Origin of the sequence: Plantactinospora sp. CA-294935, assembly GCF_050936445.1 — a bacterium.
Classification (GTDB): Bacteria; Actinomycetota; Actinomycetes; order Mycobacteriales; family Micromonosporaceae; genus Plantactinospora.
This window is the reverse complement of the sequence record NZ_JBNJMU010000001.1, coordinates 7,795,868-7,809,424: the sequence shown is the minus strand read 5'-3', so window position 1 is coordinate 7,809,424 and position 13,557 is coordinate 7,795,868. Positions and strand designations below refer to the sequence as shown.

Here is a 13,557-nt window from a genome sequence, read left to right as displayed (position 1 = left end):
ACCGCGTAGGGCGACCCCGGCCGGGGTCGCCCTACTTCGTGCTACAGGGCCGGATGATTGCCATGTCGGTCGGGAACTGGTGGCGATGGCAGAGGTCGCCGTGGAATAGCGTGCCGAGACGGTAAGCTCGGGCAACCTCGTTGACCTTGGCATGTGCGGCGGTCTCAGGCCATTCGTAGCGGCGGGCGACCAGGTGGGTCAGCGACATCGGCGGCGGGATTACCGCCGCGCCGGGCATCGGCAGGACGACCCCCGTGCCGGTGGAAGACGCCACGATGATGCAGGGGGCCGGGGCGGCGACCTCCAGCACGATCCCGCCGGTCACAGGGCTGCCTTCCCTGAAGTGAATCATCTGCATCCGCGCGGGATCGGGCTCGGTGCCTTTGGTAATCGCCTGGCGGATGTCGCGCAGCTCCGGGGCCAGCGCGAAGCGGTAGCCGAGCGTCGCGAACGCAACTGTGAAGGCGGCCTTGAGGTCGGTGAGAAGGAATGCCATCGGGAGCACGCTTACCTCGAAGCCGACGATCTTCTCCAGTTCCACGCGTCGACGGTGGAGGTGGGCCCGCTCCTCCTCAGTGAACTCGGCCGGCTCGTTGACGGGCGCGATCGAGGCCGCCTCCGCTTCGTACCCTCGGCCGCTGCCGTTGTTGCAGGCGCGACACGTCAGGACCGCGACTACGTCGGCGCCGAGGCGGGACTGCCCACCCCGTTGCGGGCCGTGCTCCACGCTGAACTCCTCGAACGGCTTCTTCAACGCGCAGATCGGACAGTGGAGCTCCGAGAGCGCCGGCGGATTGGGCACCGGGTCGTCGCAGACCGGCGTCGCGGCGGGCAGCACGAGACCAGGACTGCGCAGCCGCTCCCAGTAGTGACGTTCGGCAAAGACCTGATGAACACGGAGCTGGTCCCGAAGACCCCTACCCAATCTCTGCGAAGCCATCGATCAAGGTTAGAGATAGTGGTCTGCTAGGGCGAGCCGGTTAGAGGGCGCGCCGGGTGGCGCAGTCCCCTAACAAGATCATGCAGGGTGATCATTTGGTGGGAGGTACCACAGTCGCGCCGTGGGAATGGACCCCATCCGACAGCCGACTCTCCCGACTAGGCCAAGCAGCCGGAGTGACACCGTGACCGCCGCTGCTCATCGGCGTGTTCGGGCGCTGGTCAGACCGCCTCCCTGTGACCCTGCGTAGCGCGCGGATCGCGGCATGACAGTGCACCGACCCGCTCGTTGATCGCGACGTTGTGGTTCGGCGTCAGAGAGGAGACGAAACCCGCTCGCGCGCCGAAGGGATGAAGCCCAAAATAGATGACCATGGGCAGTTGGGGTGAACTGAATGCCGGACCGTTCACATTATTCTTCTTCAAGGACATGGTGCCGAATGACCTCATTTGCCTGTTTCAGGACCGAATGTACTCCGCCTCGATCGGGCGAGCTTCAACTCGCTACGCGCTCGGTGACAAGCCTGACTATGACGTCGAGTTCTTCGAGTACAAGGCCACCGGACGTCTGATCGCAGACCGGCTCGACATCCTCGGCTTCGACATCGATTCTGCACTCGAGGTTCTGAGGCAATCGATCGGCGACAACTTTGACAGTCCGCCTTGGTTCGAAGGCATGGGCAGAATACATCCAGAGTGGGTCGAACGCTGGGAGGCTGAACGGGCTGCACTCGCCGAGCTTGACACTGATCGTTGGCTCAAGGCGATAGCGTCAGTAGCCGCTACACAAAGAAAAACTGTGTTCGAACCCCCTGATCAGGAGCCCGTCATCGGATCAGGAAAGTGGCTGCTGAACCTGATTCCTGATGAATCAGAATATGCCCGATGGCACCGCCTGCGGCTTGTGACTCACGCTGTGCCTGACATCGGGGTGATTCTGAACGTTTCAGACTTGGTGCATGACGGCTGGCTTGTTAAGGACGAACTGGACACCATGCCATCGGTCGCTCAAGAACGGTGGACAGCCGAATCGTCGGCCAGATCACCGATTGTCGTACTGACCGAGGGCAGCACCGACGCCGAGTTCCTTCGCGCCGGCCTTAAGTTGCTGTTTCCACACCTAACCGACCTCGTGCGATTCCTCGACCCCCGCGCCAGATCCGAGGGCAGCGCAGGAGCGCTGGTCAACACCGTGAAAGCATTCGCTGCAGCAGGCATCACGAACCGCATCGTCGCAGCATTCGACGACGATGGCGCCGCGAGTGATGCCTTGAAGCAACTCAAGGCTGTCGCGCTGCCACCGAACATCGTCATCATGCAGTTTCCGCTTGTGCCAGTATCCGACGCTCTGCTCGTCCGCCTCCCGCCTCTCGAAGGTCGGCAACAGTCGACTGGAGATCCGAGAAATGCACGAATCTCCGGGTGTGTCGAGACGTATCTCGGATCTGACACAATCCGCGGTGACGACAATGTCACGCTGTTGATGGATCTGGCTCCCCACCACCGCGACCCTGGCCAGCACGAGGCCCGTTTCGTCGACAAGCGAAACAAGAAGAAGGTCCAAGATAACTATCGCCGCAAGGTCCGGGCAGCCGTAGCGCACGGCGGCCCGTTACCGAACCAGGACTGGTCTGCCATGGCAGCTGCCCTGAAATGCATTGTCACCGCGCACCAGACCAAGTTATAGCCAGCTCAACGAATGCGCGGGTCCTCACATCGGCAGTTCCGGACATCCACCGCCATCGACGTCGGTCACGAAGCGTGACGGCTTCGGCTGGGGTGGCGCGCCGAGATGGCGGCAGAAGAGGATATTGCCCGCAAAGGTTCGCGTTCGCCGGGATCTGTGAGCTGGCGTTCTGCTGCCCGCCGAGCAAAGGCACTGCCTGGCTAGTTCTCTTCCGCCTCGTCTATGGCCTCCTGAATTCGGCGCAGGGCGAGGCGCAAATTCGGCCCAGCCTTCTGCTTTCGAGTAAGGCGAACGAGTGATTCGGTAATCGCCTCCGGCTTGGCGAAATCCCATTGGTCACTGAGCTGACCAGCACCGTCCTGAAACCAGTCCTGATCCGCCTCGGACCAAATGGTTTTCCATATTGTCATGTCGAAGAGGGCGGCGTGCTCAAACAGGAGCGCTACATCCTTTACCCAGAAGCAGCGTAAATGGCTCCAGCGGTCCTTGTCCGAGGATACGAGAATGAAAACCCGGGTGGTTGAGTCCTCGTCCGAGACGCCATAAAGCAGCGTGTGGCTGTGGATGATCTGGTTTAAGAAGAAGCCGACCTTGATGGTCTGGTTGTTCCCGCTTGTGAAGTCGAACATCTCGCTCGCGATCGGGAGGTCGATCGGTGGCGTATACCGGTATCGTCGCTTGTTGATCGGCAGCGGTGACAGGGCAACAGCCGGAATTGTGCGTTCGGCATATGCTCTGGGGAGCTTGTTTGAGTCCATGAGCCGTCTTACTGAATATGAGCCGATCATGAGGGCCTTCTCCAGCAGCGCGACTGAGGCGTCAGACCAGTACTGCTGCACTTCCTTGCGGCGTAGCTCCGCAGCGGACCGGTAAAGATCGCGACGCCAGTAGTACGATTCGGCAATCATGGAAACATTCTCAGGGCGGCATAGACACAGAGCAACGGAGTATGCGGGGGCCGGTCTGTCGGGTGACTGCAGCCTGCGGTTAATCCCTGGCCCGTCCAGTGGCGACCATACATCACGCCGGTAGCCGCTGTGCCGGTGCCGGCCGGTCGAGGAATTCGCGTGCCGCTGCCGCAGCGTCCCCGCCATGTGGGCTGAGGTCGACCGGCACCGGCTCGCCGGCTCCCGACACAAACGCTTCGGCCAGCAGCAACTGTGCCTGACCGCCTTGCCGCATCTCAGGCTGGGTCTACGCCGCGCTGGCCGCACTCCGCATGTTGCCCAACGCCTGCTCGAACGAGTCGTCCGTCTCCTTATCCGACCACTCCTCGCGGCCCTCCAACTCGGCGCCGGGGGGCGGCGTAGTCAGCTGCTGGTGGAACCGCGCGGTGTCCTTCTCCGTCGCCCCCTCGACCCACCAGGCGTAGATCACGTCAAGCAGCGACGGCAGCGGCAGCGCCAACGGCTCCCGCCCGGTACGCAGGAGCATCGTGCCGTGGAACTCGGGCCAGCGTTTGACCGCGAGGTCTAGGAGCCGCTGCCCGACCCAGTAGGGCGGCCGGACCACTCCTCACACACGCCCTCGAAGATCCGCATCGCGTCGCTGAAGTCGAACTCGTCCTCGGTGCTGAGCAGCCGCTTCTTGAACACCCGCAGGCCCGCCGGGTCCAACGTCTGCTCGAAGAAGTCGAGGATCGCCGCCACCTGGTCCTCCTGGGCCCGGCTCGACGATGCCGCCGCCAGCAGGTACGCCAGCTGGGCATCCTTCGGCGCCCGGCACACCATGTCGACCCCGTCGAGCCGGAACGGCACGTCGGGCAGCTTCCCGTCGGTGCTCTGCGCCGTCTTGGCGCTGGTCGTGAACTCCCGCATCTCTTCCCCTGTCAACGGACGATCCGGAACCCCGCCGGGACCGCCACCTCTTCCATCGCCTCACGCAGCCAGGGCTGCGCCCTGGTACCGGGGTGGTTCACGTGCGTCGTGAACACCACCTCGCCGCCCTTCTCGAACCGCAGCACCCCACCCGGTCGCCGGGGCCGGATGATGTGCGGACCTGTCCCGTCGTGCACCATCTCGGCGTACTCGACGTCGTTGGCGACGAACCCGTACACCTGGCCCCGACGCACACCAACCTCCTCACGGTGCGCCGACCGGAGCCGACCGGTGTCCACCGGGCACTTCAACACCGCCCGGGTCCGGACCCGCCGGGCGACCGACCGGACGAACGACACCACCGGCCCGATCGCGCCGGTGAGCAGCTGCCGCACCTCGCCCTGGAACAGGTCGACGCGAGCCTTGATGACCAGCGCCATCAGCGCCGACGCGCCCGCTTCGTCTCGGCCGGCTGCGGCTTGTCGACGGCCGCCGTCACCTCACCGTCAGGCTCCGTCGGTGGCTCCTCCGGCTCGTCCGGCGGTGGCTCCGTCGGGGGCTCCTCCGGTTCGACCAGCTCATAGCGGCCCATCCGGACCAGCTTCGCCAGCCGAGCCGTCCACTCCAACACCTGCACCTCACCGGCGTTGACGCCCGGCATGTTCACCAGCGCCCGCACCGTCACGAACTCACCGAGTCTCGGCATCGCTCACCCCTCGTCCCCGATACACACGCTCGTCATCACCGTCACCAGCAACTCCTGCCCGACGCAGCCGCCGGACGGTCCCACGCTCGTCTGCTCGCCGACGAACACCTCCTCGACCGTCGCCGTCTCCGGCAGCCGCCGCATCACAGCCCGTCGGATCCGGCCGGCGTCGTCGGCGAGCACCATCGCCGCCCGCTCCTGATCCGGCGCAGTCGGCGGGTTGCCGAAGTCGTCCTGGCTCGGCGCACACCGCGCCGTGCCGACACCCAACTCCACCGCCCAGAACGCGCCCTGGTCGCAGCCCTCGGTGACCGACGTCGTACGGCCCTGCGGGAACTCGCCCGGGTCCGTCGGAAACACCCGCACGATCCGGACCCACGCCTGCCCGTTGCAGCAGTCGTCGATCGCCACGTCCCGGCCGGGAACGACCGCCGTGGTGGCCGGCTTCCCGCCCAACGCGGCGGCCAACTCGTCCGCCACGGCGGTACGCAGTGCCACGGCGACCGGCCAGGCCACCTCGTCGACCGGCGTCAGCGGCACCGTCACGATGTCCTCCTCTTGCCGCGCTGGATGTCCGGCGACCACACCACGGTGTCGCGAGGGAGCCGGTTCGGGTTCACCACCCGCAGCCACGCGTCCACCTCGGGCAGCCCGGTCATCCCGTCCTTCGCCAACTGCGCCGGGTCGAGGAACGACTGCTGCACGCCCTGGCGCACCACCGACTGCACCCGCCGGGGCAGCCGGCAGGTGTTGTCGTTCGCGATCGCCTTCGCCAGCTCGCACGCGTACTGCCCGGCGGCCACCTGCCCGGCCGGCGACACCGCGATCCCGCGCTGGTACGTCACCACGAACGCGCCCGCCTCGTCGTCGGCCGCGGTGAAGTCCTGGCACTCCGGCCAGCATTCGCCGTCGATCCGGACCAGCCACCGCCGGTCGTGAACCAGGTACGCCGCCGGCGGGACCACCTCCCCGTCGACGCGGACCTCCGTCACGGCGGCGACCGGGCCCGCCAGGCCCACCTCGCAGAGCCGGCCGGAGCACGAGCAGCCCGGCCCGGAGCAGCCGCACCACGACACGCCCAGCCAGCCGTACGGCAGGGCGGGCAGGTACGGCACCAGGCGCCAAAAGTCGTACCCGTCCGGACAGCTGCGCCGGCACGGCCGCACCATCAACGAGCACAGGCCGAAGCGGCGACCGGACAGGCCCCACAACACCTCTGTCGCGACGGCGGTCGCTGTCGTCTTGATCGCCTCTCCCACGTCGGCCCAGCCCGTGCAGCCGACCGTGTTCAGTGGCCAGGCGCACGGGCCGGTCCGGGCCGGCTGCGTCACGCCGACCCCTACACGAACGGGACAGCGACCGACGAGAAGCGCTGCGCGCCGGTCGTCGTGTCGGTGACCGTCACCAGGTACACCCCGGCCTCGGCGTACTGGTGGGACACCTTCGCCGCCACAGCCGGGCCGGGCGACACCACTCCGTCACCCCAATCCACGGTGTATCCGTGGACTGGCGGGCCCGGCGGTACGAACGTCGCGGTGAACTCGGCGCTCATCCCGGTCGCGTCCGTGGCCAGCTCGGCGAGCGTGCCGTCCGGCGGGCGCTCGGTGATCCCGCACGTCGGAGCGGGCGGCGGGAGCGTCGTCCAGTCGATGTGCAGCAAGTCCCGCTCGCCCATCGGCTCGGTCAACTTCCCGACACCGGTCGAGCGGAGGTAGACGTCGTACGGGCCGACGCCCCAACCCTCACCCTCGATCGCCTTTCCGGTCAGCGTGAACGTCGCCGCGCTGTTCTCGATCGTGAAGTCCGTGACGTGCCCGTCGATGATCTGCGGGAGCAGGAAGTACCCGAACCGGGGCCGCGGGGTCGCCCCGCCGGCACACTTCTTGAGCTGCGTTCCGGACCACAGCTCCAGCGCCACCGCCGAGGTCAGGTTCACCTTGCTGGTGATCCGCATACCGGTCGCCAGGCCATCCTCGTCGAGGACGACCGAGTGCCCGGTGAACATCGTGTACAGCTCCGGGTCGACCCGGCAGGCCGTCACCGTCAGGTTGTAGAACTTGATCCGCCGCCGGCCAGGCTCGTAAACCGCAGACTCGCCGTTCGCGTCCTTCTGGTCGATCTCCTCGCCCTCGTCCATCTCGGGGGCGTACTCGACCGTGACGAAGCCCTTCGTGACCACGTGCAATGGCCAGCCACCGGCCCCGAGGACCGGGTTACCACACACGTCGAGCTTCGTGGCGCGCAGCATCTTGCCGCGAACAGGGGTATCACACACCGCAGGCATCGGCACATCCTCAACGCGGAGAGTCCAGGTGCCCGGCCCGCAGCCAGCGGCGCTACCCGCTCAGCGTAGCCCAGGCGGCGCCCCGTCCATGCCGGACACGAGCGCCGCCCGGACCGCTCATCGCTGGACGGCGGCGGGGTGCGTGCCCAGCACCAGGTCCCGAAGCAGTTGCTCGATGCCCGGCGCAGCGTTGTGCGGCACCCGGAACCCGATCGCGTTCCCGCCGGCCGACACCACCACGGCGGTGTGCAGACCGGCGCGCTCGCTCGCCACCGACTGCACCGAGCGCATCGCGAGCATCTGCCGGCCCTGCTCGGCGAACCGTGGCCGGCAGGACTTCACCAGCAGCGACAGAGCGACGGTGTACACCGCCAGGACGATCAGCAGCACGTTCGCCACCTTCGTCCGACCTGGCTGCGACCACTCGATCCGGTCCGGGTAGATCCGAACCCGCGCGTTGCGTCCGGCCACATGGCTCTCAAAGGTCGTCAGGGGCTCCACGCCGATCCTCCACAATGAACGAGGGTCGCGCCCCCCACGGGCACGACCCTCGATCCTTACGCCCCGACTAGTTGTGGCGCCTCGGCTGAATGGCTCGCATCAGCACCGTCTGACCGACAACCGGGACGCTGCACGGTGTGCACAGCGCCCGCCTCGGCGATCCGAGCGCCACGTCGACGTCGACCAGCATCGGCCGCCCGCACAGGTGGCAGCGCATCCGAACCCGTCTCGGCAGGTGCATGCCCATGACCAGGTGGCCCATCGCCAGCAACGTCGAGACCGGCTTGCCCTCCGGCACTCGCCGCAGCATCACCTGCAGCGCGGTGTCGAAGTCCGGATGCCGGGCAACGTCCAGGACCTCGACGACGTGGGCGAGGAACACGACGTGGTCGCCGCGACGCAGCTCGTCGACGCGGATCGGCAGACCCGACCGCTTCGTGGTCTCCACCGTCACGCTGCACGCTCCAGCCAACCGCGCCGCGCCTCGATGTCGAGCATCATCTCCTCGGTCAGGTCGGCCCACACGCCGTTGGGCAGGGTGGCCACGTGCACCCACTGCCCGGCCGCCTCCGTGTAGACGTGCATCGCCCGCAACCCGGACTCCCACAGGTACGCCCACGAGTACGTCTCGCCGAGGAGCGCCGGGCCCGGCCGGCGGCCGTTCAACCCCATCTGCCCCCGCACGATGTCGCAGCGGTAGTAGTACGGCAAGGTCCGGCCCATACCGACCACGTGCCCGTACTCCTCCCGGCCGTCCGGCTGGAGCGATGCCCGCCAGCCCTTCGGGATCACGCCGGAGGCGGGCCAGTCGCAGGACAGGACCGACCAGTCGTGACAGCGCAGCGCCCGGATGAACCCGGCGGTGTCCCGTGCGAACGTGCGGTCCCAGATCAGCCACAGCTGGCCGAGCGTCCAACTCGGCTGCCCCTCCAGACAGACCGGCCGGGCGACCCAGTGGCCGGCGAACGGGCCGAACTGCCCCACCAACGCACGTCCACCGTCGACCCCATACACCGTCATCGCCGTTCCTCCCCGTATGCCTCGGCTACCGCCGACATGTACTTCCGGTAATCACTCGCCCGCCAGGCCGTCCAGGCGCCGCTCTTCCGCACGTCCAGCAGCTCCACCCGCGACACGTCCGGCAGCTCGTTCACCGACCAGCACGCCCACGGCTCCCACTGCTTCTGGCCGGTTTCCGGCCACAGGCCCAGGTAGACGTGCAGCCGGTGACCGCCGAACAGGTAGGCCCACTCGCGGTCGCCCGGCGAAGTCACCCCGATCTGGCCCGTCTCCGGCTCCGGTCCCGACTCGATCGGAGTGCCGACCAGCTCGCCCGTCACGCCCGTGCCCGGCAGGGCGTACAGCCGCCGCCAGTTGGTGCGCAGCAGGTGGTCAGCCGCCGCCGCCCGGTCGTGGTCGAGCACGTTGTGCACGAGCGCCGTCAGGGCGGGGACGATCACATCGGGGCTGCCGTCGTAGTGGACGTGCCGCGCCCGATACGTGCCGCCGACGTCTTCGACGCCGAGCAGTGCACGAAGACCCATGTTTACCTCCACGTGAACTCGGGTCTCGCTCAATGACTCTCTATTGCTGTCCGGCCGCTGTCCACCACTGCGGCCGTACATATTCCGGCCAAACGTCTACCGGCCGGTCGTCTCCTCGGTCACCTCCTCGCGGTCCTCCGGGTCGGCCGGCCGGGCGTCGCACTCGTCGAACGGCTCGTCCGCGTGCTTGCAGTCCGGCTCGTGCGGGTCGGCGTCGTGCGCCCCGCAGTGCTTGCAGTGGTTGTCCTTGTCCAGGCAGTTGAATCGCCCGCAGCGCAGGCTGTTCCACGGCTGGGGGTCGGAGCTGTCCGGCTCGACGAACACCACTTGCGGGACGCTTCGCGTCATCTCTCTCTCCAGGCGAAGTGCGGCAATGTGTACAAAGACATTGTATGCGAAGATCACTCGCACTGTACACAAAATATGTACGACCCGGGCTGTGGAGCGGATCACACAGGACGGCTCAGAACAGCCGCGCCTGGCGGTACGCCGCGTCGGGGTCGAAGGTCGACGAGTGCGGCGGCGCCGGCCTCGGTTCGGGGGGCATCTTCGTGGCCGCCTCCCGGATGTGCCGCGTCAACGGGTCCTCCGGGGTCGGCAGGTCGAGCAGACGCCGAAGGGTCGCCATCTTCCGCGCGACCTCCCACAGCCCGAGCAGTTCGTCGATCGCCGCCTGCCGCTGGTCGAGCGCCTCCCGCATCCAGTCGTTCAGCAGGCCGTCGCCGCACCCGATCACCACCCGGGGACCGAGGCCCCAGCAGTGCATGTTGACCGCGCAGCAGGCAGCCGCCAGCCAGTCGATGTCGTTGGCCCACCATTCGTTCTTCGCGGGATCGTGGCCCTGCTGCCGCATCGCCTTCGCGGCGCCGAGCAGCATCGTCCCGGTACCGCAGCACGGCTCCATCACCCGCGCGCCCTCCGAAGCCACAAGCAAGCCGCCTGCGAACTCCTCGCCCTCGTGATCGCCGGTCACGGCCGGGTGCAATATCGACCCGATCGTCTCCGCCACGTCAACCGGCGTGAGGAACTGGCCCAACCCGCCCCGTGCCGACCGCGACCGCATCGCCTGCAACACGCTGCCGAGCAGGTCTACCTCCTCCCGACGCCAGGCGACGCCGGTCAGCTGCAACTGCCTCTTCTTGAGCGCCGCCTGGCCGGTCGCGTGCACCGCCCGGAGCAAATGGTCGTCGAGGTCGTCCTCGTCCAGCCACTCCCACAGCGGTTTCGTCCGAGGCAATAGGTCTGGCCGGACGATTGCAAACTTGCACCAGATGTTGCGCAGCAACGCCGCGAAGCCGTGCTGGTCGAACCGCAGGAACAGGTCCGCCAGGTCGGGCCCTTCCGGATCGCGCTGCTCGACGAGGGCCAGGGCGGCGACCACGCTGATCGGGATCTCGACGCGCGAGCCGCCGAAGTGGCCGTGCCACGCCTCGTCGACCGCCTCCGCGATCCTCCACGCGTGCTGGCGAGGACTGTCGGGCACCACCGTGGTGCGCCGCGCCTCCGTCTTCATCAGATCCTCCTTCTCGAATGGCAGCGCCCCCCGCAGCCGTACGGCTGCGGGGGGCGCGCGTGGCTCCGGGCACGGCAGGCTTGCCGCGCCCGGCTCGTTACGTGTCTTCTCGCGTGGCGGCTTGGAGGGCTCGCCGGGGGAGCAGGATGCTCGTTGCCGCCTCGCTCACTGCTCCGGTCTCGCTGACCGCCCGGGTCACGTCCGGGAGTGGTCCCAACGTCGCTCGTACGCGGCTGAGCGCCCAGTGCACCGAGCACCGGCAGCGGCAAGTCCCGTCGGCCGCCTGTCGCCGGCAGCTGGTGTGCCAGTCCGCCTGGCACGCCTGGCAAACCCCGTGCCCGTGGAACAGGCTCACGATCCGTTCGGCGACCCTCGGTGGCACCGCGTACGACCCGGCGGTCTCCTCGACGAACACTGCCGACGCCGGGACCCTCGCGTCCGGGCCGCGCACCGACAGGAGCATCACCTGGTGCTCGTCGACGCCGAGCACGTTGCCGTCCTCCACCAGGAACCGATACGCGACGCCCGCCAACTCGACCGTGAGGTGCGCCAGCTCGTCGTCGACGTCGGTCACCCTGCCGTACGCACCGAGGACGTCCACCAGCGCCGCGAGCCCGACCATGTCGGCCTTCGTGACCTTCATGCTTTCCCCCCTCTGGAAATGACGGCGCGCCGGCCGGAAGCCCGGCCGGCGCGCGATCGGCTACCTCAGTTGCTCGCGGTTCCCTGCGTCGCCTGGGCGACGAGCGCCAGGGCGTCGCGCCGCTCTGCGACCCGCACCAGCGCCGCGTCGAACTCCGCCGCCCGGTCGGCGATGGCCGCCATCAGCGATCCCCGGGTCGTCGTCCGCAGGTCGCGCGCCGTCGCCAGCTCGACGGCGCGCGCCGTCGCCTTCTGCACCTCGCCGGCTGCGGTCTCCAACGCCCGCTCGGCCTCGGCCAGCCGGATCGCCAGCTGGGTGGCGAGGTCGCGCGGATCGATCGCCGCGACGGTCACGCCGTACTCGCCGAGGAGGTCCCGCACTCGCTGTTCCATGTGTTCTGCCTTCTTTCCGTGTTGAGTGGTGGGGCGTTGCGTACATATTCATTGTATGTCGAGAAGACACCACTCGTACACAAAATATGTACGCTCTGAGCCGTGTAGCAGGTCACACAGACGACACCGCCCCCACCGGCCGGGGAAGTGGCCAGCGGGGGCGGCGGGTGTCCGACGCGAGATCCGGGGTCAGGTGCTCCGGCCAGCACGCGCCCGGCTCGCCTTCACCGGCCGGGAGGAACCACCGGCCGGCTTGGCGCTCACCTCGAACTCGCCGGCCCCGTCCCCGGCCGACGTCTTCTCCTCAGCGGCCTCCGCCGCCACGGTGCTCTCCTCAGACGCGGCCGGCACCGCCAGCTCCTCGGCCGCCGGGGAGCCGGCCGGCGGCTCTGCGGCCGCGGGCTCCTCGGCCGCCGGATGCTCGGCCGGAGGCTCATCGCTCGCCGGCTCGTCCTCGTCGAGGTCGACCAGCTCGTACCCGAGTACCTTCTCCACCAGGTCCTCGGGCACCTCGAACCCGACACCCGCCGGGCCATCGCTCGTCGTTCGCACCTCGTCGCGCCGCTCCGGACCGGCCGCGTCCAGCAGCCGCTGCGCCAGGTTCTTCGCGTCCGCCCGGTCCTCCGGGTAGATCGTCGGGGCCATCTCTCCTCCTACGCCGGCTCGGCCGGCAGCTGGACCTTCACCGCCACGACCGTGCAGCTCCACCCGATCGTGTAGAACCGCTCCGCGATCGCGAACACATCGTTCGTCGTCCGGTCGTGCGCCTCGGCGAGGCGAGGCATCGTCACCTGCGACCGGCGCACCATCACCGGTCCCGTCCCGTACAGCCACGCCTCACCGGACGCCGCCGCCCCCGCCGGACCAGCCCCGTTGGTATGCGCGAAGACGTACGGGTTGCCCAGCGGCGCCACCATCCGCGGGTTCTCCAGCCGCGTCAGGTCCGCTGCCGCCAGATGCGCCCCGATCTTCCGGGGCACCCACAGCGCACCGAGGACTCCGGATCGGTCGCTGATGTGCTCCTCCAGCAGTCCGACCGCGGTGGCCAGCGAGACGGGCGACGCGTCCGAACCCGCGAGGATCGGCGTCGCCGGATCGGCCAGCCTCGGCCGGTTGCCCGCCGAGCCCGTCCACGCGTAGTGCTCCAGCGACTGCTGCTCGACAAGGCCCAACGCGGTCCGGGCCCGCTCCAGGTGGTCGTCCCGGCCCGTCAGGTCGGCCTCCACACCCGCGTACAGCCGCAGGACCGGCGAGGCCGTCACCTTCGACACCCCGACCGACAACGACTTCGTGGGCCGCGACGGGTCCGACGCCGCCGAGCTGGTCGTCGCCGCCGGAGCGTCCACGCACACCGGCTCCCACTCCACGCCGGCCTGGAACTCACGCTGGTCCGCCGGATCCACCACCGCCGCCGCGCTGAACAGGCCGTACCTGTACGGCGTCGTGCTCGGCGCGCTCACATACACGAGGGGCTGAGTCACCCGTCACCTCCGAACGGCTGGAGGGCCGCGCCGCACCAGGGGGAGCGGCG

General features: G+C 68.3%; 20 protein-coding genes. 1 reads left to right on the top strand and 19 read right to left on the bottom strand.

Annotated elements, in window-relative coordinates:
* Nucleotides 1-31: 31 nt before the first annotated feature.
* Entirely contained in the window at nucleotides 32-940 is a 909-nt protein-coding gene (locus ACQEVC_RS34305) for a hypothetical protein (protein ID WP_432886139.1), read from the bottom strand.
* Nucleotides 941-1,306: 366 nt separating this feature from the next.
* Here ACQEVC_RS34305 and ACQEVC_RS34300 point away from each other — a divergent pair, with 366 nt between their 5' ends.
* The gene (locus tag ACQEVC_RS34300) at nucleotides 1,307-2,626 is read left to right on the top strand and encodes a hypothetical protein (protein ID WP_432886136.1); all 1,320 of its coding nucleotides are present in this window, start codon (nucleotides 1,307-1,309) and stop codon (nucleotides 2,624-2,626) included.
* A gap of 200 nt (nucleotides 2,627-2,826) precedes the next feature.
* Here the strand turns inward: ACQEVC_RS34300 and ACQEVC_RS34295 are convergent, their stop codons facing one another.
* From ACQEVC_RS34295 to ACQEVC_RS34210, 18 genes are all read right to left on the bottom strand, one after another.
* Nucleotides 2,827-3,534 (bottom strand): hypothetical protein, encoded by a 708-nt coding sequence (locus ACQEVC_RS34295; protein ID WP_432886133.1) that lies wholly within the window; start codon nucleotides 3,532-3,534, stop codon nucleotides 2,827-2,829.
* Nucleotides 3,535-3,820: 286 nt separating this feature from the next.
* Entirely contained in the window at nucleotides 3,821-4,060 is a 240-nt protein-coding gene (locus ACQEVC_RS34290) for a hypothetical protein (RefSeq protein ID WP_432886130.1), read from the bottom strand.
* Nucleotides 4,061-4,098: 38 nt separating this feature from the next.
* A complete protein-coding gene (locus ACQEVC_RS34285) occupies nucleotides 4,099-4,443 on the bottom strand; it encodes a hypothetical protein (protein ID WP_432886127.1) in 345 nt (114 codons plus the stop codon).
* An 11-nt stretch (nucleotides 4,444-4,454) separates the two neighbouring features.
* Nucleotides 4,455-4,883 carry a hypothetical protein gene (locus ACQEVC_RS34280; protein ID WP_432886124.1) on the bottom strand — a complete coding sequence of 143 codons (429 nt, stop codon included), beginning with the start codon at nucleotides 4,881-4,883 and terminating at the stop codon, nucleotides 4,455-4,457.
* Nucleotides 4,883-5,149, bottom strand: a complete 267-nt coding sequence (locus tag ACQEVC_RS34275) for a hypothetical protein (protein ID WP_432886121.1) — start codon at nucleotides 5,147-5,149, stop codon at nucleotides 4,883-4,885. The genes ACQEVC_RS34280 and ACQEVC_RS34275 overlap by 1 nt, the downstream gene beginning before the upstream one ends.
* A gap of 3 nt (nucleotides 5,150-5,152) precedes the next feature.
* Complete coding sequence (locus tag ACQEVC_RS34270) at nucleotides 5,153-5,695, bottom strand: hypothetical protein (protein WP_432886118.1); 543 nt, start codon at nucleotides 5,693-5,695, stop codon at nucleotides 5,153-5,155.
* The gene (locus tag ACQEVC_RS34265; protein WP_432886115.1) at nucleotides 5,692-6,480 is read right to left on the bottom strand and encodes a hypothetical protein; all 789 of its coding nucleotides are present in this window, start codon (nucleotides 6,478-6,480) and stop codon (nucleotides 5,692-5,694) included. Before ACQEVC_RS34265 ends, ACQEVC_RS34270 begins: the two co-directional genes overlap by 4 nt.
* Before the next feature lie 8 nt (nucleotides 6,481-6,488).
* Nucleotides 6,489-7,433 carry a PKD domain-containing protein gene (locus tag ACQEVC_RS34260; protein WP_432886112.1) on the bottom strand — a complete coding sequence of 315 codons (945 nt, stop codon included), beginning with the start codon at nucleotides 7,431-7,433 and terminating at the stop codon, nucleotides 6,489-6,491.
* A gap of 117 nt (nucleotides 7,434-7,550) precedes the next feature.
* Complete coding sequence (locus tag ACQEVC_RS34255) at nucleotides 7,551-7,934, bottom strand: hypothetical protein (protein WP_432886109.1); 384 nt, start codon at nucleotides 7,932-7,934, stop codon at nucleotides 7,551-7,553.
* 67 nt (nucleotides 7,935-8,001) lie between these two features.
* Nucleotides 8,002-8,388, bottom strand: coding sequence for a hypothetical protein (locus ACQEVC_RS34250; protein WP_432886106.1), 387 nt, complete (start codon nucleotides 8,386-8,388; stop codon nucleotides 8,002-8,004).
* Nucleotides 8,385-8,954 (bottom strand): hypothetical protein, encoded by a 570-nt coding sequence (locus ACQEVC_RS34245; RefSeq protein WP_432886103.1) that lies wholly within the window; start codon nucleotides 8,952-8,954, stop codon nucleotides 8,385-8,387. Before ACQEVC_RS34245 ends, ACQEVC_RS34250 begins: the two co-directional genes overlap by 4 nt.
* Nucleotides 8,951-9,478 (bottom strand): hypothetical protein, encoded by a 528-nt coding sequence (locus tag ACQEVC_RS34240; protein WP_432886100.1) that lies wholly within the window; start codon nucleotides 9,476-9,478, stop codon nucleotides 8,951-8,953. Before ACQEVC_RS34240 ends, ACQEVC_RS34245 begins: the two co-directional genes overlap by 4 nt.
* A gap of 96 nt (nucleotides 9,479-9,574) precedes the next feature.
* A complete protein-coding gene (locus ACQEVC_RS34235; RefSeq protein ID WP_432886097.1) occupies nucleotides 9,575-9,826 on the bottom strand; it encodes a hypothetical protein in 252 nt (83 codons plus the stop codon).
* A 115-nt stretch (nucleotides 9,827-9,941) separates the two neighbouring features.
* A complete protein-coding gene (locus ACQEVC_RS34230) occupies nucleotides 9,942-10,991 on the bottom strand; it encodes an N-6 DNA methylase (protein WP_432886095.1) in 1,050 nt (349 codons plus the stop codon).
* 97 nt (nucleotides 10,992-11,088) lie between these two features.
* Nucleotides 11,089-11,634: a hypothetical protein gene (locus ACQEVC_RS34225; protein ID WP_432886092.1), complete on the bottom strand. Its 546-nt coding sequence runs from the start codon at nucleotides 11,632-11,634 to the stop codon at nucleotides 11,089-11,091.
* A 65-nt stretch (nucleotides 11,635-11,699) separates the two neighbouring features.
* Complete coding sequence (locus ACQEVC_RS34220; RefSeq protein WP_432886089.1) at nucleotides 11,700-12,026, bottom strand: hypothetical protein; 327 nt, start codon at nucleotides 12,024-12,026, stop codon at nucleotides 11,700-11,702.
* 189 nt (nucleotides 12,027-12,215) lie between these two features.
* Nucleotides 12,216-12,671, bottom strand: a complete 456-nt coding sequence (locus ACQEVC_RS34215) for a hypothetical protein (protein WP_432886086.1) — start codon at nucleotides 12,669-12,671, stop codon at nucleotides 12,216-12,218.
* 8 nt (nucleotides 12,672-12,679) lie between these two features.
* Nucleotides 12,680-13,507, bottom strand: a complete 828-nt coding sequence (locus tag ACQEVC_RS34210; protein ID WP_432886083.1) for a hypothetical protein — start codon at nucleotides 13,505-13,507, stop codon at nucleotides 12,680-12,682.
* Between the last annotated feature and the right edge of the window lie 50 nt (nucleotides 13,508-13,557).

What these genes read in the sequence shown, in the direction of transcription:
- ACQEVC_RS34305 (WP_432886139.1), bottom strand. Translation starts at nt 940, where the DNA reads ATGGCTTCGCAGAGATTGGGTAGGGGTCTTCGGGACCAGCTCCGTGTT.
- ACQEVC_RS34300 (WP_432886136.1), top strand. Translation starts at nt 1,307, where the DNA reads ATGACCATGGGCAGTTGGGGTGAACTGAATGCCGGACCGTTCACATTA.
- ACQEVC_RS34295 (WP_432886133.1), bottom strand. Translation starts at nt 3,534, where the DNA reads ATGATTGCCGAATCGTACTACTGGCGTCGCGATCTTTACCGGTCCGCT.
- ACQEVC_RS34290 (WP_432886130.1), bottom strand. Translation starts at nt 4,060, where the DNA reads ATGCTCCTGCGTACCGGGCGGGAGCCGTTGGCGCTGCCGCTGCCGTCG.
- ACQEVC_RS34285 (WP_432886127.1), bottom strand. Translation starts at nt 4,443, where the DNA reads ATGCGGGAGTTCACGACCAGCGCCAAGACGGCGCAGAGCACCGACGGG.
- ACQEVC_RS34280 (WP_432886124.1), bottom strand. Translation starts at nt 4,883, where the DNA reads ATGGCGCTGGTCATCAAGGCTCGCGTCGACCTGTTCCAGGGCGAGGTG.
- ACQEVC_RS34275 (WP_432886121.1), bottom strand. Translation starts at nt 5,149, where the DNA reads ATGCCGAGACTCGGTGAGTTCGTGACGGTGCGGGCGCTGGTGAACATG.
- ACQEVC_RS34260 (WP_432886112.1), bottom strand. Translation starts at nt 7,433, where the DNA reads ATGCCTGCGGTGTGTGATACCCCTGTTCGCGGCAAGATGCTGCGCGCC.
- ACQEVC_RS34245 (WP_432886103.1), bottom strand. Translation starts at nt 8,954, where the DNA reads ATGACGGTGTATGGGGTCGACGGTGGACGTGCGTTGGTGGGGCAGTTC.
- ACQEVC_RS34240 (WP_432886100.1), bottom strand. Translation starts at nt 9,478, where the DNA reads ATGGGTCTTCGTGCACTGCTCGGCGTCGAAGACGTCGGCGGCACGTAT.
- ACQEVC_RS34235 (WP_432886097.1), bottom strand. Translation starts at nt 9,826, where the DNA reads ATGACGCGAAGCGTCCCGCAAGTGGTGTTCGTCGAGCCGGACAGCTCC.
- ACQEVC_RS34230 (WP_432886095.1), bottom strand. Translation starts at nt 10,991, where the DNA reads ATGAAGACGGAGGCGCGGCGCACCACGGTGGTGCCCGACAGTCCTCGC.
- ACQEVC_RS34225 (WP_432886092.1), bottom strand. Translation starts at nt 11,634, where the DNA reads ATGAAGGTCACGAAGGCCGACATGGTCGGGCTCGCGGCGCTGGTGGAC.
- ACQEVC_RS34220 (WP_432886089.1), bottom strand. Translation starts at nt 12,026, where the DNA reads ATGGAACAGCGAGTGCGGGACCTCCTCGGCGAGTACGGCGTGACCGTC.
- ACQEVC_RS34215 (WP_432886086.1), bottom strand. Translation starts at nt 12,671, where the DNA reads ATGGCCCCGACGATCTACCCGGAGGACCGGGCGGACGCGAAGAACCTG.